The sequence below is a fragment of the Variovorax sp. P5_A3 genome (assembly GCF_056400665.1).
On the sequence record NZ_JBFUKW010000002.1, the window covers coordinates 603,218 to 623,942 of the forward strand.

A 20,725-nucleotide genomic window follows, 5' to 3' on the forward strand; every position below is an offset into this window, starting at 1 on the left:
CTCGATGAAAGATGAACCACTGGTGGATGCGCTTCGGATGGTCCATGACTGAACTTTGAAGCATGGGCGTTGCCGTGCGATTGCAACCTGGCTTCGACCTGAGCGGCTTGCGCTACAGGTGAAACACGAAAGTCGGCAACCGAAACGGCGACGCAACGGTGGCACTGGACGATCGGTCCCCATGCCGATCAAGGACGCCCCCGTGAGAGACGAGAGCACTTGCCAGCGGTACGCCTTCCTACAAATCCGTGCCGATCCGTCTTCGGCGCTCGTCCCTCTGACAGGAGCTGGTTCCATGACCCCGCATCAAGCATCTTTGCGCTATCGCAACTGCGCAGCCCTCTGCGTCTTCCTGCTGATGGCAGCTTGCGGAGACTCGAAGCCCCACGCGCCAGTTGTGCAGGCGCCGGAGGTCGAAGTGGTCTCCGTGCACAGGCAGCCGGTGCCCATCCGCACCGAGCTGCCCGGGCGCACATCGGCGTACCTCGTGGCGCAGGTGCGCGCGCGGGTCGATGGCATCGTGCTGAAGCGCGAGTTCGAGGAAGGCTCGGACGTCAAGGCGAACCAGCGGCTGTACCGGATCGATCCGGCGCCTTATCGCGCGGCGCTGGACAGCGCACTCGCGACGCTGCAGAACGCGCGGGCGAATGTGGTGGCAGCCACGGCGCTGGCGCAGCGGGACAAGCAACTCATCACGGCGAACGCCATCAGCAAGCAGGACCTCGATAACGCGGTCGCTGCCCAGGGCCAGGCGGAAGCGCTGGTTGCCTCGGGCAAGGCCGCCGTCGAGACCGCACGCATCAACCTGGCCTACACCGAGGTGGTCTCGCCGATCAGCGGCCGGGTCGGCATCTCGCAGGTGACGCAGGGCGCCTATGTGCAAGGTGGTGCGGCGACGCTGATGTCCACCGTGCAGCAACTGGACCCGATCTACGTCGACCTGAACCGTTCCAGCCTGGCTGGGCTGGAATGGCGCCGAGACATTGCCTCCGGCAAGCTCAAGCTGGCAGGTCCCGACGCGGCGAAGGTGCAACTCACGCTGGAAGACGGCAGCCGCTATCCGCTGCCCGGTGCGCTGGAGTTCACCGACGTCACCGTTGATGCGGGCACGGGCTCGGTCACGGTCCGCGCGGTCTTCCCGAACCCGGACCACGTGCTGTTGCCCGGCATGTTCGTTCGGGCCAGCATCGACGAGGGCGTGGACGAGCATGCGTTGCTCGTTCCACAGGTCGGGGTCACACACGACCCGAAGGGTCAGGCCACAGTGTTCGTCGTCGGTGCGGACGACAAGGTCGCGCTGCGGACGATCCAGGCAACACGCACCGTCAAGGACCAATGGGTGGTCGACGGTGGCCTGTCCGATGGCGAGAAGGTCATCGTGGCCGGTCTCCAGAAGGTGAAGGACGGCGCGCTCGTGCGGCCAGTGGAGAAAGCGCCGCCGGCCGCCGCCACCGTGGCCTCCGGGACGCCGGGCGGCGCCCCCGTCGTCGCATCCACCGCGAACTAGAAGAGGTGCGACGATGGCCAGATTCTTCATCGAGCGGCCGATCTTCGCGATCGTGCTCGCCATCCTCGTCATGCTGGCGGGGGCCCTGTCGATCTTCACGCTGCCGGTCGAGCAGTATCCGCAGATCGCACCACCGACGGTGCAGGTCGCCACGTCCTATCCCGGCGCCTCCGCCACCACCGTGCAGGACACGGTGGTGCAGGTGATCGAGCAATCGATGAGCGGACTGGATCACCTGTTGTACCTGTCCTCGGTCAGCGACGACACCGGCCAGTCGACCACGACATTGACCTTCGCGCCCGGAACCAATCCGGACATCGCCGAGGTGCAGGTGCAGAACAAGCTGCAGCTCGCCACGCCGCTGCTGCCCGCGCCGGTGCAGCAGACAGGGGTCCGCATCACCAAGTCGAGCAGCGCCTCGCTGCTCGTCGCCGGCTTCGTGTCGACGGACGGCAGCATGAACAAGTTCGACATCGCGAACTACGTGGTCTCCCATGTGCAGGACCCGGTCAGCCGGCTCGACGGCGTGGGCAACCTCAACGTCTTCGGCACGCAGTACGCGATCCGCATCTGGCTCGATCCGCAGAAGCTCTACAGCTACTCGCTCTCGCCGGTCGACGTGACCACCGCGGTGACCAACCAGAACGTGCAGGTCTCCGGCGGCCAGCTCGGCGGTGCGCCCGCCGTCGGCAACCAGCAACTGACGGCCACGATCACCGCCGCGACGCTGCTGCGCACGCCGGAGGATTTCGGCGCGATCCTGATGAAGGTGATGCCGGACGGATCGCAGGTGCGCCTGCGCGATGTCGCGCGCGTCGACCTCGGGGCGGAGAACTTCGCCGTCGACACCCGCTACGACGGCAAGCCGGCGGCCGGCATCGCCGTCCAGCTCGGCACCGGCGCCAACGCGTTGCAAACGGCCACGGCCGTGCGCGCACGCATCGAGGAGCTGTCGCAGTACTTCCCGCCCGGGCTCAAGGTGGTGTACCCCAACGACTCGACGCCTTTCATCAAGGAGTCGATCAAGGAAGTCGTGAAAACGCTGTTCGAAGGCATCGCGCTCGTCTTCGTGGTCATGCTGCTCTTCCTGCAGAACATCCGGGCCACCGTCATTCCCACCATCGCGGTGCCGGTGGTCCTGCTCGGCACCTTCGGCGTAATGGCGGCCCTGGGCTTCACGATCAACACGCTGTCGATGTTCGGCCTGGTGCTGGCGATCGGCCTGCTGGTGGACGACGCGATCGTCGTCGTGGAGAACGTGCAGCGCGTCATGGAGGAAGAGGGCCTGCCCGCGGTGGAAGCCACGCGCAAGGCGATGGGGCAGATTTCCGGCGCGCTCGTCGGCGTGGCGATGGTGCTCTGCGCGGTGTTCGTGCCGGTCGCCTTCTCGGGCGGCACGGTGGGCGCGATCTACCGTCAGTTCTCGCTCACGATCGTGGCTGCGATGCTGCTGTCGGTGTTCGTGGCGCTCACGCTCACGCCGGCGCTGTGCGCGATGGTCCTCAAGCCCTCCAAGGATGAGGGTGCGGGAAGGAAGGGCTTCTTCGGCTGGTTCAATCGAAGCTTCGACAGCTCGCGCGACCGCTACGTCCACGGCGTGCGCCATGTGATCGGGCGCGCCGGGCGCTGGTTCGCGATCTACGCGGTGATCATCGCCGCGGTGGCATGGCTCTTCATCCACCTGCCGACGTCCTTCCTGCCGACGGAGGACCAGGGCTTTCTCTACATCCAGGTCCAGACGCCGCCCGGCGCGACGATGGAACGCACGGGCGTGGTGCTCGACACGATCCAGGGCTACCTGGCGAAGGACGAGGCCGACACCGTCGAAAGCAGCTTCGTGGTCAACGGGTTCAACTTCGCCGGCCGCGGACAGAACCAGGGGCTGGTGTACGTGCAGCTCAAGGATTGGCACCAGCGAAATCGCCCGGAACTGAGCGCCGACGCGCTGAACGCCCGACTGGCGAAGCACTTCGCGTCGTACCAGGACGCGGTGATCATCCCCATCAATCCACCCGCGATCCAGGGCCTGGGCACGGCCTCGGGCTTCGACTTCGAGCTGGAGGATCGCGGCGGCGTCGGCCACGAGAAGCTGACGCAGGCCTTCGACAAGCTGCTGGACCTCGCCCGGCATGACCCCGACCTCGCGCTGGTGCGCCGCAACGGACTGGCCGACAACCCGACCTTCAAGGTCGACGTGGACCGCGAGAAGGCGAGTGCGCTGGGCGTCGCGATCACGGACGCCGACCAGGCTTTCTCGATCGCCTGGGGCTCGAAGTACGTCAACAACTTCCTCGACACCGACGGCCGCATCAAGAAGGTGTACGTGCAGGCCGACGCGCCGTTCCGCATGAACCCGGAGGACCTGGACCGCCTCTACGTGCGCAACGGGCAGGGCGGCATGGCACCTTTCTCGTCCTTCGGCAAGGGTTCGTGGACCTTCGGCCCGCCGCAACTCCAGCGCTACAACGGCGTGCCCGCGATCGAGATCCAGGGGCAGGCCGCGCCGGGCCGAAGCACCGGCCAGGCCATCGCCGCCATGGAGCGGCTGATGAAGCAGATGCCGGAAGGCGTCGGCTACGAGTGGACCGGCATCTCGCTGCAACAGCAACAGTCAGGCTCGCAGGCGCCGTACTTCTATGCGCTGTCGATCCTGGTGGTGTTCCTCTGCCTCGCCGCGCTGTACGAGAGCTGGGCGATTCCGGTGTCCGTGATCCTCGTCATTCCGCTGGGCGTGCTCGGCGCGTTGGGTGCGACGACGCTGGCCGGCCTGTCCAACGACGTCTATTTCCAGGTGGGGCTGCTCACGACGATCGGGTTGTCGGCGAAGAACGCCATCCTGATCGTGGAGTTCGCCCGCGACCTGCAGGCCGCAGGGAAGAGCGCGTTGGACGCGGCCATCGAGGCAGCGCACCTGCGCCTGCGGCCGATCGTGATGACCTCGCTGGCCTTCGGGCTGGGCGTGCTCCCGCTCGCGCTGGCCAGGGGCGCGGGCTCGGCCAGCCAGAACGCGATCGGCATCGGCGTGATCGGCGGGATGGCCGCCGCGACCTTCCTCGCCATTTTCATGATCCCGATGTTCTACGTCGTGATCGCCGCCAGGCTCGCGCGGCCCCAGTCTGCGACGCCGGCGCTTCCGGCGACGGCTGCCCGCACAACGCCCGAAGGAATTTGACATGAAGCTCGCCCCCAGTCTTCGCGCACTTCGTGTCGCTTCGCCACCCCCCTGCCGGGGGCAATACCGGCGGCCCGGCGAAGCCGGTTCCGCGGTATTCCTGGTCGGGAAGCGCAGCCTTGAGGCGGCTGCCATCGCATTGGTGGCGGCGATCGCGGTGGCGGGCTGTTCGCTGCAGCCGATCTACCAGAGGCCCGAGGCGCCCATCTCCGCCGCGTATCCCGCGGGAGAAGCCTACGGAACGCCGGTGAACGCGGTCCCGGGCGCGCCACCCGCCGCGGACATCGGCTGGCGCGATTTCCTTTCGGACGAGCGTCTGCAACGGCTGGTCGAACTTGCGCTGCACAACAACCGCGACCTGCGCGTCGCGGTGCTGAACGTGGCACAGGTCCAGGCGCAGTACCGCGTGCAGCGCGCGGCGCTGTATCCGCAGCTCACGGCCGGCGCGGGGGGCGCGCAGTCGCGCACGCCCGGCAGCCTGACGCAGACCGGCAGGCCGTTGGTCGCGCATTCGGCGACGGCGGAGCTTTCCGTGGCGTGGGAGGTCGACCTGTTCGGCCGCCTGCAGAGCCTCAGTGACTCGGCCTTCGAGCAATACATCGCCAGCGCGCATGCGCAACAGGCCGCGCAGATCCTGCTCGTGTCGCAGGTCGCCGACCAGTACTTCACCGTGCTCGCGTTCGACGAGCAACTCGCCGTCACGCGCAAGACCATCGAGGCCACCAGCGGCTCGTTGGCGATCGTGCAGCGCCGGTTCGAGGTCGGCACTGCATCGGACCTCGACCTGACCCAGGCGCAGACCCTGGTCGAACAGGCCCGGGTCAACGAAGCCGAGCAGGTGCGCCTGAGGGCGCAGGCTGAAAACGGACTGGTGCTGCTCGTCGGCGAGCCGCTGCCGCCATCCTTGCCGCCGCCGGTGCGCCTGAGCGAGCAGTCCATCCGGGACGACGTGCCCGCCGGGCTGCCTTCGGACCTTCTGACGCGCCGGCCGGACATCCTGGAGGCCGAAGCCGTGCTGCGTTCGGAGAACGCGGACATCGGCGCGGCACGCGCGGCTTTCTTTCCGCACATCACGCTGACGGGCGCCTTGGGAACGGCGAGTTCTTCGCTGGGCGGGCTGTTCGGTGCCGGCGCCAGCGCGTGGTCGTTCGTTCCTGCGCTCGCGGTGCCGATCTTCGACGCCGGAGCCAACCAGGCCAACCTCGACGTCGCGAAGGTTCGCAAGGACATCGGCATCGCGCAGTACGAGAAGACGATCCAGACCGCGTTCCGCGAGGTGTCCGACGGACTTGCCGCCCGCGCCACCTACCAGGACCAGCTCGTGGCCGCGCAGCGCTTCGCCGACGTCGAGTCGCGGCGCCTGGGGCTCTCGCAGGTCCGCTACGAGAGCGGCGTGGACGGCTATTTGAATGTGCTCACGGCGCAGCAGGACCTCTACAACGCGCAGCTGTCGCTGGTGTCGGTGCGCATGAACCGCCTGGAAAGCCTGGTCGACCTCTACCGCGCTCTCGGCGGCGGATGGGTTCGCGACACCGGCGATGCAGCGCGCGTCGCCAGCGATGCCCGGTAGCCCGTGTCGGAGGGCGATGTTTCAAAAGCAACCTTGCCCGTTTCAGCTGCATCGCGCATTCGCTCCGTCGCAATCCGGCAGCAACCGCCAGATTCGACAGTAGAGGCACCGAGACAGATGCAAGTCGTCCGGTTTTCGAAGAGGTCGCCGGATGCGTGTCTGTCGGCGCCGCCTCTCATCCTTCATCCAGACGCGCGAAGGAAATCATCATGAAGAAGTTCAACCTGACCCTGGGCCTGCTGGCCACCGTTCTCACCCTCTCTGCCACCGTGGCCTCGGCCCAGGTGACCCGTGCCGAAGTCAAGGCGCAGCTCAAGGCCGCGGAGGCCAACGGCCAACTCGCCGCGTTCAACGGCGAGGACAGCGGCTCGGCCTACCTGGCCTCGCACTTCCACTCGACCGAAAGCCGCGGCGAGGTGAAGGCTGACGTCAAGGAAGCCCGTGCGGATCACACGCTGAACGTGCTGGACGGCACCGACAGCGGCTCGTTCTATCTCTCGCGCCACGAGACGCTGGACACGCCGCGCGCGGAAGTGAAGGCCGAACTCGCCGCCGCCGAGAAGGATGGAACGCTCGACCAGCGGTACGGCGAAGACAGCGGCTCTTTCGAGCTGTCGGCCAACCGTTACCAGCACGCCGCGCACGCGGCCGTCGCTTCGAACTGAGCATGCGAGGTCCGGCGGCATGTTCGTCCTGCTCGATATGCCCAGGTACCGCGTCACGGCGATCATGGCGCTGACATGGCTGGCCGCCGCCGGCCCCATGCCGGCGTTCGCGACGCTCCCCGTCGGCCATCGGACGACGATGAACCTGTCCGCCCCGGACCGCCTTGCTCCCGCCCGCGCTCCTCTACGCCCCGTCTGCCCGGAAGTCAAGCAAAGTCAGGTAGTACGTGGCAGCACTTAGTCGCTTACGTGCGCGCACGGGCCTTCAGCACGTGCGCGCCACGATTCTCAGCGCACCGATGAGCCGCTAGTCTTCACGTTGCCCGCGATGCGGAGCGACGATACACAGCCCCCGACATTCGTTGGCAAGATTCGGCGGCAATCTCCCGTTCTGCATCCGAGCGACCACAGCGATTCGCATGCCGGCGCAAGACCGGTCGAACGACAGACAGGAGACGAGGATGCCCGCACTTTCGCCGATTGACCTGGCCATGTTCCTGCTGGAAACGCCTGCCAGGCCGTTCAACATCGGTCCGCTGGTGCTCTTGCGCCCGCCGGAGGGTTTCAAGGGCAACTTCGCCGACAAGCTGCACGCCAAGCTGCTGAAACGTCCGCCCGGTCCGCCGTTCAACTACCGCTTCAGGAAATCCCTGACCCGGCTGCCATCAGTCGAGCCGATGACCGACCCGGACATCCGCGAGCATGTGCACCGGCTCACGCTCGACGACGCTTCGATGGACGAGCTGCTGAAAGAGGTCTGCGCGCTGCACGAGACGCAGCTCGACCGCTCCGGCCTGCTCTGGCAGTTCCATGTCATCGACGGATTGGCCGACGGCCGCGTGGCGGTGTACGGCAAGGCGCACCACGGGATCATCGACGGACGCACCTTCGTCAAGGCGGTCACGGCGTGGCTCAGCGACGACCCGAAAGACAAGGAGGTACGCGCGCTGTGGGATGGCGTGCCGCGCTCCGGCACCGCGACCAAGGAGCGTGCCGACATGGTGCAGCAGATCCTGAGCGCGGGCACCCAGGTCACCGGCGCACTGACTTCGGCTGCCGGCCTGTACGGCATGCTCGCCCAACAGGGCCTGCGATCGTTGAGCTTCGGCAAGGAGCTGGCGCTGCCTTTCCTGAAGGTGTCCTCGGCCTTCGATGGGGCGCTGTCGTCGAGGCGCAGCTACGCCTACTGCACCTTGCCGCTGCCGGAGATGAAGCGCCTGGGCAAGGCGCATGGCGCCACCATCAACGACCTGCTGCTGACAGCGCTCGACATGGCGATGCGGCAGTACCTGCGCAAGCGCGGCGGCTCGCACAAGGAAGCGCTCGTGGCCGACATGCCGGTCGCACTGGCCGATGCGAAGGGCGGCAACCAGATCGCGGTGCTGCAGTTCCCGCTCGGCAAGCCCGGCGCTTCGGTGGCAGAGCGGCTGGCCGCGATCCGCGCCGAGACCGGCCAGTTGAAGGAAACGCTGAAGACGATCAGCAGCGACACCGTGATGCTCTACACCACCATCGTGCATGCGGTGCCGCTGCTCGTGGAAATGGTCGCAGCGAAGGCGGCGCCGCGCCTGTCGAACCTGATGGTTTCGAATCCCTTCGGGCTCACCGGCCAGCCCTACCTCATGGGCGCCGCGGTCGAACTCGTGCTGCCGGTGTCGGTGGTGGCGGCCGGGCACAAGCTCAACGTCACCGCGGTCACGCTGGGCGAGCGACTGCAACTCGGCTTCCTGGCCATGCCGGAGGCGGTGCCGCACATCGAAGAGCTGGCGCGCTTCACCGAACAGGCTTTCGAGGAACTGAAAGCAGCGCTGGGCACGAGCGAACCGGCAGGCGAACCTGCCGCGGCGCCGGAGAAGAAATCGACGAGGGTTGCACCGAAGACGTCTGCCAGGACACCGGCCAAGGCATCCCGCAAGAGCCCCGCGAAGGCACCAGCGTCGCGAAAGCGAGTTGCGCCAGCCAAGCGCAGGGCGCGCCCCGCATCCGCGTAGGCATCTCGCCTCGTTCGATCCGAAACCATTGCAGGAGACGCATCAATGAAGAACGCATTTCTCGCGACCAGTGTCGGCGTTGCAATGCTGGCCGGCGCGGCCGTCTTTGCCCAGCCGACCACCGCGCCGCTTCCGCCTTCCAAGCCGGCCACCGCCACCACCGAGCGCGTCAACGAAGCGGTGCGCCAATCGATGGCAATGAACGACAAGCAGGACTCTGAGGACGCCACGCGCGGCAAGCTGGCCGAGTTGAAGGACCCGTTGGTCAAGGCGCCCGATGGCCGGCTGGTGTGGAACACCCAGCGATACGATTTCGTCAAGGGCGACGCTCCCGCAACAGTCAACCCCAGCCTGTGGCGAGAGCAGAAACTGAACACCGCGCAGGGCTTCTTCAAGGTCGCCGACGGCATCTACCAGATCCGTGGCTATGACATGGCCAACATCACGCTCGTCGAAGGCGCCAGCGGCTGGATCGTTATAGACACGCTGTTCACCGAAGACACCGCCCGAGCTGGCATGAAGTTGGCCATGGAGTATCTGAAAAGCACCAAGCCGGTGGTCGCGGTGATCTACACCCACAGCCACGTCGACCACTTCGGCGGCGTGCGCGGCGTGATCGACGAGGCCGACGTGCGATCGGGCAAGATCAAGGTCATCGCGCCCGAAGGCTTTATGGACAACGCCGTGGCCGAGAACGTGCTCGCCGGCAATGCTATGTCGCGCCGCGCCAACTACATGTATGGCGTTTCGCTTCCGGCCAGCGACAAGGGTTCGGTAGGCACCGGCCTCGGGCTTGCGATCAGCATCGGGACGCCGGGACTGATCCCGCCGACGCAGCTCATCAACAAGACGGGCGAGGAATTGACGGTCGACGGGGTGCGCATGCAGTTCCAGATGGCGCAGGGATCGGAAGCACCGTCGGAAATGATGATCTATTTCCCCGACAAGAAGGCGCTGTGCCTGTCGGAGGTCGCGGTCAAGCTGATGCACAACATTTACACGATCCGTGGCGCCAAGGTGCGCGACGCGCTCTCGTGGAGCAAATACATCAACGAGACGCTGGACTTGTATCCCGATGTCGAGGTGGCCTTCGCGAGCCACCATTGGCCGACCTGGGGCAACCAGAACATCCGCCAGTACCTCGCCAACCAGCGCGACACCTACCGCTTCCTGCACGACCGCGCGCTGCACCTGGCGAACAAGGGCGAGGTGATGGACGAGATCGGCAACGAGCCCTTCTTCCCGAAGGAACTGGCCAAGGACGCGAGCTCGCATGGCTACTACGGCACGCTCAGCCACAACCTGCGCGGGGTCTACAACTTCTATTTGGGTTTCTACGATGCCAACCCGGCCACGCTGCATCGTCTTCCGCCAACCGATTCCGCCAAGCGCTACGTGGCCGCGATGGGCGGCGAGGCCGCAGTCCTTGCGCTTGGGAGGAAGGCCTTCGACCAGGGCGACTACCGGTGGGTCGCAGAGCTGGTGAACCACGTGGTCTTCGCCAACCCGGCAAACGCCGAGGCGCGCACGCTACAGGCTGATGCACTGGAGCAGTTGGGCTACCAGGCCGAGTCGGCCACTTGGCGCAACGCCTACCTGATGGGGGCGCTTGAGTTGCGCGCCGGCCCGCGCAGCACAAGTGCCAGTACAGGCGGGGCGGACACCGTGCGTGGCATGACCAATGAGCTTCTCTTCGACTACATCGCGCTGCGCCTCAACCACGAGAAGACCGACGGCATGAAGGCCGCGATCAGCATGGTGTTCAGCGATACCAACGAAGTCTGGGCGCTGGAGCTGTCGAATTCGGTGCTGAACAATACGAAGGGGCGCGTGCTGAAGAACCCTGATGTCACCTTGACGCTGACGCGCCCGGCGTTTCTCGCGATGCTGCTGCAAGGCAAGAAGGTGCCCGAGCTGGTGCAGGCCGGCATGCTCAAGGTCGAGGGCGATCCGAAGGGCTTCGCCGCGGTGGTGGCAAACATCGTCGAGTTCGATCCCGCCTTCAACATCATCGCGCCCTGAGACGAGCCGAAAGGAGCCGACCATGACCGCAAGACACTGGCACATCAGCTACGGCGACATCCCGGAGGAGATCGATCCCGACGCCTACCGCTCCGTCGTCGACATGATGGAGCAGGCGATGAAGCGATTCGCCGACAAGCCCGCATTCCGGTGCGCGGGCCAGACGCTCACCTATGCCCAGGTGGACACGCTCTCGCGCAACTTCGCGGCCTACCTGCAGAACCGGCTGGGGGTGCAACGCGGCGACCGCATCGCCGTGATGGCGCCCAACCTGCTCGCGTTTCCGATCGCCTTCCTGGGCATCATCCGCGCCGGGGCGGCGCAGGTGAACGTCAATCCGCTGTACACGCCGCGCGAACTCGAACACCAGCTCAACGACGCGGGGGTCGAGACGATCGTCGTCTACAACGGCGTATCGGCCACGGTGGCCGAAGTGATGAAGAAGACGCGGCTGAAGACCGTGCTGACCACCGGCGTCGGCGATGGCAGCGGGGTCGAGATTCCGAGTCCGCCGGTGGATGCGCGGCTGGGTGCCACCACCTCGCTGGCCCAGGCGCTCGAAGAAGGGGCGAAGCTGCCGTTCAAGCCGGTCGAGCTCAACGGCGACGACCTGCTGTTCCTGCAGTACACCGGCGGCACCACGGGCCTGTCGAAGGGCGCGACGCTGTCGCATCGCAACCTGGTCGCCAATACCGAGCAGTTCAAGGCCTTCATGCCCGACAACGTGCGCCCGGGCGAGGAGGTCGTCGTCACGGCGATCCCGCTGTATCACATCTTCGCGCTGATGGTGAACTTCATCACCTACTTCTCGGTGGGCGCGGACAACTGGCTGGTGCCCAATCCGCGCGACTTCGACAGTTTCCTCGACACGATGAAGAAGGCACGGCCCACCGTGTTCATGGGCGTCAACACGCTCTACGCGGGCCTGTGCGCGCATCCGAAGAGCAAGGAGATCGACTGGTCCAACCTGCAGTTGGCCGGTGGCGGCGGCGCGGCGGTGATCGGTGCGGTGTCCGACAAGTGGCGCGCGCTCACCGGCACCTTCATCCGCGAAGGCTATGGCCTGTCGGAGACCTCGCCGGTCCTGACCTTCAACCCGGCCTCCATCAAGGAGTTCACGGGCACCACCGGCCTGCCGATGCCGTCGACCGACATCAAGCTGCTGGACGACGATGGTGCCGAAGTTGCCGTCGGCGAGCCTGGCGAGATCTGCGCCAAGGGTCCGCAGGTGATGAGCGGCTACTGGCAGAAGCCCGAGTCCCAGGCCGAGACCTTCACTGACGACGGCTACTTCCGGACCGGCGACGTCGGCGTGTTCGATGCCAAGGGGTTCCTGAAGATCGTGGATCGCAAGAAGGACATGATCATCGTCTCGGGCTTCAACGTGTACCCGAACGAGATCGAGGCGGTGGCCACCGGCTGCCCGGGGGTCATCGAATGCGCCTGCATCGGCGTGCCCGACGAGAAATCGGGCGAGGCGGTCAAGCTGTTCATCGTCAAGGCCGCGGATGCGACGCTGAGCGAGGCCGACGTCATCGCCTATTGCCGCAACGAGCTCACCGCCTACAAGGTGCCGCGCATCGTCCGCATCGTCGATGCGCTGCCCAAATCGGCCGTGGGCAAGATCCTTCGTCGCGAGCTGCGCGATGTGACATGACCGCCTTCGACTACGACTGGCTGATCGTCGGCTCGGGCTTCGGCGGCAGCGTGTCGGCGCTTCGGCTGGCCGAGAAGGGCTACAAGGTCGCGGTGCTCGAATGCGGTCGACGCTTTCGCGACGAGGACTACGCCGCCAACTCCTGGAACCTGCGCGACTTCGTCTGGGCGCCTGCGCTGGGGCTGCGCGGCATCCTGCGGCTGACGCCTTTCAAGGACGTGTTCATCGCCAGCGGCTCGGCGGTCGGCGGCGGCAGCGTGGTCTATGCCTGCACCCTGTATCGCGGCGCGCCGGAGTTCTTCGTCAATCCGCAGTGGGCCGGCCTGGAGGACTGGGCGGCCACGCTCAAGCCGCACTACGACACGGCCGAGCACATGCTCGGCGTGAACACCGTTCCTTTCGAGAGCGACGGCCAGAAGCTGCTGATGGACGTGGCCCGGCACTTCGGCGTGGAGCACACGTTCAAGCGCACGCCGGTGGGCATCTTCTTCGGCGAGCCAGGCACCACGGTGCCGGACCCGTACTTCGGCGGCGAAGGGCCCGCACGAACCGGCTGCACCCGCTGCGGCGCCTGCATGGTGGGATGCCGCATCGGCGCGAAGAACACGCTGGTGAAGAACTACCTGTGGTTCGCCGAGAAGGCCGGTGCGCAGATCCTGCCCGAGCATGAAGTCGTCGACATCCGCCCGATCGGTGCAGCCGACGGCAGCGACGGCTACCGCGTCACCACGCAGCGGCCCGGTGCCTGGATCAACAAACAGCGGCGCAGCTTCAACACGCGTGGCGTGGTCATGTCGGCCGGTGCGCTCGGCACCAACCGGTTGCTCGCCAAGTGCAAGCACGGAGGGTCGCTCCCGGCCATCAGCGACCGGCTGGGCGAACTGGTGCGCACGAACAGCGAGTCGATCCTGGCCGTGACCTTGCCCGACGAGAAGCTTCAGCCGGGCAATGACGTGGCCATCAGCGCGAGTATTCACCCGCGCCCGGACACGCACATCGAGTTCGTCACCTACGGCGGCAAGGGCGACTTCATGTCGACCCAGTTCACCATGATCACCGGCGAGGGCACGCGCGTGACCCGCCCGCTGCGGTTGCTCGGCAGCATCGTGCGCCATCCGCTGCGCTTCGCCAAGGTGCTCTGGCCCTTCGGCTGGAGTCGACGCACCGTGATCTTCCTGGTCATGCAGAGCCTCGACAACGCAATTGCGTTTCGGGCCAAACGTGGATGGCTGGGCGGCATCGGCCTGAGCACCGAGCAGGACAAGGACAAGCCCAACCCGACCTTCATCGCAGTGGCCAATGAGGCGGCCGAATGGCTGGCCCGGGAGACGGGAGGCATCGCGCAGAGCATGGTGCTCGAAGCCACCGCCAACATCCCGTCGACCGCGCACATCCTCGGTGGGGCGGTCATCGGCAAGGACGCGAGCTGCGGCGTGGTCGACCGGCACAACCGTCTTTTCGGCTATCGCAACTTCCTCGTCTGCGATGGCGCGGCGATGCCCGCGAATCCTGGCGTCAATCCGTCGCTGACGATCGCGGCCATCACCGAGAACGCGATGAGTCACATCCCTGCGGCCCAGCCGCACTGACAGCCATGATCACCCAGCGGGTCATCGACGCGGCGCTGCGCTTCAGCGTGAAGCGCCTATGGCGCAAGGGCGTCACCATCGACAAGCTGCGCGAGAAGGCACGGTTCACCGACGGCTGGCTCCAGCGCGGTGCCGGCAGGATCCGCGTCGCCAGCGTCGAGGCCAACGGCGTGCCGTGCGAATGGGTCGGCGGGGAGGGCGCGGCGCAACGCGGCGTCCTGCTCTACCTGCACGGTGGTGCCTTCAGCCTGCACCTGCCCAATGCGTATCGGCAACTTGCATCGCAGCTCGCGCGGACGACCGGCATGCGCGTGCTGGTGCCGGCCTATCGACTGGCGCCGGAGCATCGCTTTCCGGCAGCACTCGACGATTGTTTCGCCGCCTGGCGGTGGCTGATGGCGCAGGGGTGCGCGCCCGAGCGCATGGCCATTGCGGGCGACTCGGCGGGAGGCAATCTCACACTGGGCGTCCTGATGCGCCTGCGCGATGAAGGCCTGCCGTTGCCGGCCTGCGCAGCGCTCCTTTCGCCCGTCACCGATCTCACGGGCAGCGGTGACTCGGTGCATGTCAACGAAGGCAGCGATGCGATGTTCGACCGGCACGCCCTGACGATGGTGCAGGCTGCCTACCTCGACGGTGCGCCCGCGGACGACCCGGCGGCCTCACCGCTGTTCGCCGACTGGACCGGACTGCCGCCGCTGCTGTTCCATGTGTCGGGCAGCGAGATGCTGCTCGACGATTCGCTGCGCGCCGCCGAGCGCGCACGTGCTCTCGGCGTCGATGCCAGCGTCAGGGTCTGGCCCGGTTTGCCGCATGTGTTCCAGCTCATCGGCGTGCTGCCGCAGTCGAAACAGTCGCTCGACGAGATCGGGGCCTTCATCGTCGAGCGCTGCGGCCTGGCGCATCCGTCCGCGATGCCCGGTGCCGCGCAGGCGATGGCGGCGGCTTCCTAGGAGATCCACACCATGGACACCCTCATCCAGCGCATGGAAGACACCTTCGAACGGCAACGCGTGGCGTTCCTGGCGCATCCGTTTCCCACCCTGTCGGAACGCAAGGCCAAGCTGAAGGCGCTGCGGGCGCTGCTCAAGCGCTACCAGGACCGCATCGCCGTGGCGGTGAGCGCAGATTTCGGCGGGCGTTCATCGGCGGAGACCAAGCTGATCGAGGTGCTGGGGCCGATCCTCGAGATCAACCATGCGTTGCACCGGCTGCGCCAGTGGATGGAGCCGCAGCGCCGTGCCACCGAACTGCTCTTCCTGAGCAACAGCGCGTTCGTCAACTACCAGCCCAAGGGCGTGGTCGGCGTGATCACGCCATGGAACTTCCCGCTGTACCTGTCGCTGGGGCCGCTGGTCGCCGCGCTGGCCGCGGGCAACCGCGTGATGATCAAGATGTCGGAGCTCTCGCCGCGGACCACCGAACTGCTGGCGCAGATGCTGGCCGAGAAGTTCGCCGACGACGAGGTCGCGGTCTTCGGCGGCGAGGTCGCGGAGGCGCAGGCGTTTTCGCACCTGCCCTTCAACCACCTGGTGTTCACCGGCTCGCCCGCCGTGGGCCATCACATCATGCGCGCGGCGGCGCAACACCTGACGCCGGTAACGCTGGAGCTGGGCGGCAAGTCGCCGGCACTCGTGGCGAGCGACCGTGCGGTGGAGATGGCCGCCGAACGCGTCGCGCACGGCAAGGCCTTCAGCAGCGGCCAGGTCTGCCTGGCACCTGACTACGCACTGGTGCCGCGCCAGCAGGTCGATGCCTTCGCGAGCGCGGTGGAGCGGTCGTTCCGGCGCCTGTATCCCACGGTGCAGGGCAACCACGACTACACCAGCATGGCCTGCGAGCCGCATGCGCAACGCATTCGCGAACTGCTGGCCGAGGCCACCGCGAAGGGCGGCAAGGTCATCGCTTGCGGCGACAACGGGCCGGGGCGACGCATTCCACTGCATGTCGTCACCGGCGTACGCGACGACATGCGCATCGCCAATGAAGAGCTCTTCGGGCCGATCCTCCCGGTGGTGGGCTACGACACGCTCGACCAGGCCATCGACTACATCGCGGCACGTCCGCGACCACTGGCGCTCTATGCGTTCGGCTTCGACAGCGCCGAGCAGGAGCGCCTGACGAACCTGACGCATTCCGGCGGCCTGTGCATGGACGACTGGGGCTGGCATGCCTTCAACCACGACCTGCCATTCGGCGGCACCGGCAATTCGGGCATGGGTTCCTATCACGGCGAGGAAGGCTTTCGCGAACTGTCGCATGCCAAGGGCACCTTCAAGCGTGCGCCGTGGTTTCCGATGGGACTGTTCTATCCGCCGTATGGCAACCTGGTGCAGCGCCTGGTGTTCAGGTTCTACCTGGGGCATGGCGATCCGGCGCTTGACGAAGCGCCGGTCGGGGAGCGCGCCGCGCAGGTCCCGTCGCCATGAAACGGCGGGTCGTCAGGTCGCAGTGAAGATGCCACGCGACGGATTGGGAAACAGCAGCGGCCCCAGCATGCCCCGCTTGAACGGCTTCCACTCGCCCTCGGGCTGCGCAAGGCGGTCGGCCAGCGCGTAGAGGACGGCGGGGTGCGTGTCGAGTCCGAGGTGGCTGCCGAGCATCACTTCGATGTTCTCGGAGGTCGGCCCGGTGGTCTCCATGCTGGAGCGCCACGCCACGATGCCGTCGGTGCGGCTGAAGATCGACGTGGTCGGCACGCGCGGTGTGCGCGTCACGTGCTTCATGCGCGGAGCATCCTCCGCGCTCTGACCGCTGACGCCTTCGTAGATGCGCCATGCATTGGTCGAGCGCGGGCTGCCCTTGAACGGGCTGCCGAGCGTCACGACGCCGCGGACGAGCTTCGGATGGCGGTTGGCCAGGAAGCGCGCATAGGCGCCGCCCAGGCTCTTGCCGACAAGACTGACCTTGCGGCCGTCCTTGGCGTGCAGCTCCTCCAGCTTGCTGACCATGCGGTCCTCGACGCCCGCGCGCGGACCGAAATTGCGGCCCTGTCCCCAGCCATGCACGTCGTAGCCGCGGCCCTTGAGGAAACGGCGCAACAGCAGGGTCGATCCATCGCCGGAGGTGAGGCCCGGCAGCACCATGACCGGATGACCGTCGCCACGCGGCGAGATTTTCAGGACCGGCCAAAGGGCGACCGTCGCGCCGGCTTCCCACAGCGCACGCACCTCGGCGAGCATCAGCAGGCGAGAGGGCGCCCTGACGGGCCGGCGGGTGACTGTATTCGCGGTCATTTCAATCCGGATTGTTGCAGTGAGGCGGGATTGAGTCCAATGCATAAGCGGCACCGGGTCGATGCATGGAGTGCAATCGAAATCGGCCGGGGAGCTACGGCTACGACTTCGGCATCCGCCACGCGTTCTGAGGCCACCACCGCCGCTGCGCATCAGGGAAGGTTCTCGCGAAAGATCACCTGGCTGCGCGTGGCTTCCACACCGGCGTGCGGGTCGCGCCGGTCGCGCAGGTTCGTGAAGATGCGCACGCAGTTCATGACGGTGCTTTGCGGGCTCTGGGTGAGCACGGCGTCCATCGTGCCGTCGATGAGCAGCGAGCGCGTGTCCGGCGTGAGGCCGTGGCCGATGAAGACGACCTTGTGCTGCTGCCCGCTTTCCTTGAGCGCGCGCCCGATGCCTTCCGCTCCGCCGCCGATGTTGTAGATGGCGGCGAGGTCCGGATGCTGCTCCAGCAAGGCGAGCGTCTGTCGGTAGTTGGCGCGCTCGTCGTCGTAGCCTTCGCGCAGCCCGACGACCTGCATGTGCGGGTACTGCTCCGAGAACAGGTGCAGGAACCCGGCCTCGCGCTCCTCATGCGCGCGGTAGCTGCGCGAACCGGCGATCAGCGCCACCTTCGCGCGGCGTGACGGGCCGACGAAGCGCGCGATGAGGTAGGCCGCGGTGCGGCCGGCGGACCGGTTGGCGAGACCGACATAGGCAACGCGCCGCGAATCGGACAGGTCGGACACCAGCGTCACGGTCGGCACGCCCTGGTCCGCCAGCAGCGCGACCGCCTCGCGCACGGCCGGATGCTCCAGCGCCATGAACGCGACGCCGTCACAGCGTCGGCCGCGGCGGCGCAGCATGGCCGAGAGCGCCTCCGGATCGAAGCTCTGGATGAAGGCCACCTTGCAGTTGACGTTGAACGGCGCCCAGTGCTCCTGCGAACACTGCACCCATTCGCCGAGCATCCGCAGGAAGCGGCTGCTCTGGTCGGGAAAGATGAAGAGCAGTTGCATCGGCGGGGGCGTGAGCGCCGCGTACAACTCCGCCTGAGGGAGGTACTTGAGGTCTCCGGCGGCCTGCAGCACCCGTTGCACGGTAGCCTGGCGAACGCCCGCGCGTCGATGCAGCACACGGTCCACGGTGGCAGTGGACACGCCGGCAAGGAGCGCGACGTCGGCGACCCCGGGCAGCGGGCGCGTCATACCGGCTGCTCCGGATTGCCCTGCGCCGGCACCATCAATCCATCAAAAACCATCAGAAGGCCTGCTATGTGGCGATGGCGCCGGAGCTTATCGTACGCATCGCCCCGCTGCAATCGCACGAGGGCCGGGGCAATCACAGGAGCAAGAATGGAGACGACAAGCAGGCTGGGCGGACGAGTGGCCCTGGTATTTGGCGCCGGATCGATCGGCGACGGCTGGGGCAACGGCAAGGCGGCCGCCGTCGCCTACGCGCGCAACGGCGCGCGCGTGGTGGCGATCGACCGGGAGCGCGACGCGGCCCAGGTCACCTGCGACCTCATCCGCGAGGAAGGCAACGATGCGATCGCTCTTGCGGCGGATGTGACCGTGCTCGCCGACGTGCAGCGTGCCGTCGAGGCCGCGCTCGCGCACTACAGTCAGGTCGACATCCTGCACAACAACGTCGGCATCACCTCGCAAGGCGGTCCGGTCGAGACCAGCGAAGAGACCTGGGACCGTGTCATGGCCGTCAACGTGAAGAGCATGTTCCTGACCTGCAAGTGCGTGCTGCCGCTGATGGAGGCGCAGGGCAGGGGAGCGATCGTCAACATCGGCGCGCTCGGCGGCGTTCGCTGGACCGGCTACGCCTACTGCGCGTATGCGGCGTCGAAGGGGGCGGTCAACTCCCTGACGCAGAGCGTCGCGCTGCAATATGCCGCCAAGGGTATTCGCGCCAACTGCATCCTGCCGGGGGTCATGGACACGCCCCACATCTACAAGCAGATCTCCGGCTTCTACGAGAGCAAGGAGCAGATGGTGGAGGCCCGGCATCGGCTCTCGCCCACGGGCCGCATGGGCGACGGCTGGGACGTGGCCCATGCCGCCGTGTTCCTGGCCTCGGACGAGGCGCGCTACATCAACGGCGTCGAGTTGATGGTGGATGGCGGCATGCACATGCGCTGCAATTAGCCCCGTACGCACCAAAAATCCATCAAAAACCATCAAGATTTGCATTGGCGTCACGACCGTTGCGAACGTATGGTGAGATGGTCGGCCAGCACTGACATCGAATCGCGAGCCGAAATCCGGCATCGAACCAAGAACCAGGAGACATACAGATGATTGATTCGCCCACCGTCACACGCCGCAGCCTGCTGCGCACGCTCTCCGCGCTCCCTGTTGCCAGCGTGGCCGGCGCGCTGCCGGGCTTGGCGCATGCCGCACCGGAATTCGTCTTCAAGTTCGGCAACAACCTGCCGGTGAGCCATCCGCTCAACGTGCGGGCCCAAGAAGTGGCGGCGCGCATCGCGGCGGAGAGCAAGGGACGCATGGAGATCAAGGTGTTCCCCAACAACCAGTTGGGCGGCGACACCGACATGCTGGCGCAAGTGCGCAGCGGCGGGCTGGAGATCTTCAATGCGGGAACGATGGTGATCGCCACCGTGGCGCCGATCAGCGCAATCACCGCGGTCGGCTTCGCATTCACGAACTACGACCAGGTCTGGGGCGCGGTCGACGGCAAGCTCGGCGACGGCATCCGTGCCGCGTTCGCGAAGATCGGCCTGCACACCTTCGAGAAGATGTGGGACAACGGCTTCCGGCAGATCACGACCAGCACGCGCCCGGTGACGACCGCCGCCGACCTGGCCGGGATGAAGATCCGCGTGCCGGTGAGCCCGATGGGCATTTCGCTCTTCAAGTCGCTGTCGGCATCGCCCACCAGCCTGCAGTTCAGCGAGGTCTATTCGGCGCTGCAGACGCGGGTGGTCGACGCGCAGGAGAACCCGCTCGCCATCGTCCAGACCGCCAAGCTCTACGAGGTGCAGAAGTACTGCTCCCTCACCAACCACAGCTGGGACGGCTACCACCTGGTGGTCAACGGCCGCGCCTGGCGTGGCCTGCCCGATGACCTGAAAGCGATCGCCTCGCGCGCCTTCAATGAAGGCGGATTGCAGCAGCGCGCGGACGTCGCCAAGCTCAACGCCACGTTGCAGGCGGAGCTCACGGGCAAGGGCCTGGTCTTCAATGCCGCCCCGGCGGATTCCTTCCGCGCGCAATTGCAGAAATCCGGCTTCTATGCCGAGTGGAAGGGCAAGTTCGGCCCCGAGGCGTGGGAGCTACTGGAGTCGACCGTCGGCAAGGTGTCGTGA

14 protein-coding genes are annotated in these 20,725 nt (G+C 66.6%); 12 read left to right on the forward strand and 2 right to left on the reverse strand.

Going from position 1 to position 20,725, the window contains the following annotated elements; genetic code table 11:
- Positions 1–295: 295 nt before the first annotated feature.
- From AC1D3B_RS05000 to AC1D3B_RS05045, 10 genes are all read left to right on the forward strand, one after another.
- Positions 296–1,507, forward strand: a complete 1,212-nt coding sequence (locus tag AC1D3B_RS05000) for an efflux RND transporter periplasmic adaptor subunit (protein ID WP_478189550.1) — start codon at positions 296–298, stop codon at positions 1,505–1,507.
- A gap of 13 nt (positions 1,508–1,520) precedes the next feature.
- Complete coding sequence (locus AC1D3B_RS05005) at positions 1,521–4,679, forward strand: efflux RND transporter permease subunit (RefSeq protein WP_478189551.1); 3,159 nt, start codon at positions 1,521–1,523, stop codon at positions 4,677–4,679.
- Between the two features lies 1 nt (position 4,680).
- The gene (locus AC1D3B_RS05010; protein WP_478189552.1) at positions 4,681–6,249 is read left to right on the forward strand and encodes an efflux transporter outer membrane subunit; all 1,569 of its coding nucleotides are present in this window, start codon (positions 4,681–4,683) and stop codon (positions 6,247–6,249) included.
- Between the two features lie 209 nt (positions 6,250–6,458).
- Complete coding sequence (locus AC1D3B_RS05015; RefSeq protein WP_478189553.1) at positions 6,459–6,914, forward strand: DUF4148 domain-containing protein; 456 nt, start codon at positions 6,459–6,461, stop codon at positions 6,912–6,914.
- 461 nt (positions 6,915–7,375) lie between these two features.
- The gene (locus AC1D3B_RS05020) at positions 7,376–8,905 is read left to right on the forward strand and encodes a wax ester/triacylglycerol synthase domain-containing protein (RefSeq protein ID WP_478189554.1); all 1,530 of its coding nucleotides are present in this window, start codon (positions 7,376–7,378) and stop codon (positions 8,903–8,905) included.
- 45 nt (positions 8,906–8,950) lie between these two features.
- Positions 8,951–10,927, forward strand: coding sequence for an alkyl/aryl-sulfatase (locus AC1D3B_RS05025; protein WP_478189555.1), 1,977 nt, complete (start codon positions 8,951–8,953; stop codon positions 10,925–10,927).
- A gap of 22 nt (positions 10,928–10,949) precedes the next feature.
- On the forward strand, positions 10,950–12,584 hold the full coding sequence (locus AC1D3B_RS05030) for an AMP-binding protein (protein ID WP_478189556.1): 1,635 nt from the start codon (positions 10,950–10,952) through the stop codon (positions 12,582–12,584).
- Complete coding sequence (locus AC1D3B_RS05035) at positions 12,581–14,173, forward strand: GMC oxidoreductase (protein WP_478189557.1); 1,593 nt, start codon at positions 12,581–12,583, stop codon at positions 14,171–14,173. The genes AC1D3B_RS05030 and AC1D3B_RS05035 overlap by 4 nt, the downstream gene beginning before the upstream one ends.
- Positions 14,174–14,178: 5 nt before the next feature.
- The gene (locus AC1D3B_RS05040; RefSeq protein WP_478189558.1) at positions 14,179–15,126 is read left to right on the forward strand and encodes an alpha/beta hydrolase; all 948 of its coding nucleotides are present in this window, start codon (positions 14,179–14,181) and stop codon (positions 15,124–15,126) included.
- Positions 15,127–15,138: 12 nt separating this feature from the next.
- Positions 15,139–16,602, forward strand: coding sequence for a coniferyl aldehyde dehydrogenase (locus AC1D3B_RS05045; protein WP_478189559.1), 1,464 nt, complete (start codon positions 15,139–15,141; stop codon positions 16,600–16,602).
- A gap of 12 nt (positions 16,603–16,614) precedes the next feature.
- Here the strand turns inward: AC1D3B_RS05045 and AC1D3B_RS05050 are convergent, their stop codons facing one another.
- The gene (locus AC1D3B_RS05050) at positions 16,615–17,409 is read right to left on the reverse strand and encodes an esterase/lipase family protein (protein ID WP_478189560.1); all 795 of its coding nucleotides are present in this window, start codon (positions 17,407–17,409) and stop codon (positions 16,615–16,617) included.
- A 152-nt stretch (positions 17,410–17,561) separates the two neighbouring features.
- The gene (locus AC1D3B_RS05055; RefSeq protein ID WP_478189561.1) at positions 17,562–18,596 is read right to left on the reverse strand and encodes a LacI family DNA-binding transcriptional regulator; all 1,035 of its coding nucleotides are present in this window, start codon (positions 18,594–18,596) and stop codon (positions 17,562–17,564) included.
- A gap of 147 nt (positions 18,597–18,743) precedes the next feature.
- On the opposite strand from AC1D3B_RS05055, the gene AC1D3B_RS05060 reads away from it, so the two are divergent.
- Both AC1D3B_RS05060 and AC1D3B_RS05065 read left to right on the forward strand, forming a co-directional pair.
- On the forward strand, positions 18,744–19,544 hold the full coding sequence (locus AC1D3B_RS05060) for an SDR family NAD(P)-dependent oxidoreductase (RefSeq protein ID WP_478189562.1): 801 nt from the start codon (positions 18,744–18,746) through the stop codon (positions 19,542–19,544).
- A 149-nt stretch (positions 19,545–19,693) separates the two neighbouring features.
- Entirely contained in the window at positions 19,694–20,725 is a 1,032-nt protein-coding gene (locus AC1D3B_RS05065) for a TRAP transporter substrate-binding protein (protein WP_478189563.1), read from the forward strand.

What these genes read in the sequence shown, in the direction of transcription:
- AC1D3B_RS05000 (WP_478189550.1), top strand. Translation starts at nt 296, where the DNA reads ATGACCCCGCATCAAGCATCTTTGCGCTATCGCAACTGCGCAGCCCTC.
- AC1D3B_RS05005 (WP_478189551.1), top strand. Translation starts at nt 1,521, where the DNA reads ATGGCCAGATTCTTCATCGAGCGGCCGATCTTCGCGATCGTGCTCGCC.
- AC1D3B_RS05010 (WP_478189552.1), top strand. Translation starts at nt 4,681, where the DNA reads ATGAAGCTCGCCCCCAGTCTTCGCGCACTTCGTGTCGCTTCGCCACCC.
- AC1D3B_RS05015 (WP_478189553.1), top strand. Translation starts at nt 6,459, where the DNA reads ATGAAGAAGTTCAACCTGACCCTGGGCCTGCTGGCCACCGTTCTCACC.
- AC1D3B_RS05020 (WP_478189554.1), top strand. Translation starts at nt 7,376, where the DNA reads ATGCCCGCACTTTCGCCGATTGACCTGGCCATGTTCCTGCTGGAAACG.
- AC1D3B_RS05025 (WP_478189555.1), top strand. Translation starts at nt 8,951, where the DNA reads ATGAAGAACGCATTTCTCGCGACCAGTGTCGGCGTTGCAATGCTGGCC.
- AC1D3B_RS05030 (WP_478189556.1), top strand. Translation starts at nt 10,950, where the DNA reads ATGACCGCAAGACACTGGCACATCAGCTACGGCGACATCCCGGAGGAG.
- AC1D3B_RS05035 (WP_478189557.1), top strand. Translation starts at nt 12,581, where the DNA reads ATGACCGCCTTCGACTACGACTGGCTGATCGTCGGCTCGGGCTTCGGC.
- AC1D3B_RS05040 (WP_478189558.1), top strand. Translation starts at nt 14,179, where the DNA reads ATGATCACCCAGCGGGTCATCGACGCGGCGCTGCGCTTCAGCGTGAAG.
- AC1D3B_RS05045 (WP_478189559.1), top strand. Translation starts at nt 15,139, where the DNA reads ATGGACACCCTCATCCAGCGCATGGAAGACACCTTCGAACGGCAACGC.
- AC1D3B_RS05050 (WP_478189560.1), bottom strand. Translation starts at nt 17,409, where the DNA reads ATGACCGCGAATACAGTCACCCGCCGGCCCGTCAGGGCGCCCTCTCGC.
- AC1D3B_RS05055 (WP_478189561.1), bottom strand. Translation starts at nt 18,596, where the DNA reads ATGACGCGCCCGCTGCCCGGGGTCGCCGACGTCGCGCTCCTTGCCGGC.
- AC1D3B_RS05060 (WP_478189562.1), top strand. Translation starts at nt 18,744, where the DNA reads ATGGAGACGACAAGCAGGCTGGGCGGACGAGTGGCCCTGGTATTTGGC.
- AC1D3B_RS05065 (WP_478189563.1), top strand. Translation starts at nt 19,694, where the DNA reads ATGATTGATTCGCCCACCGTCACACGCCGCAGCCTGCTGCGCACGCTC.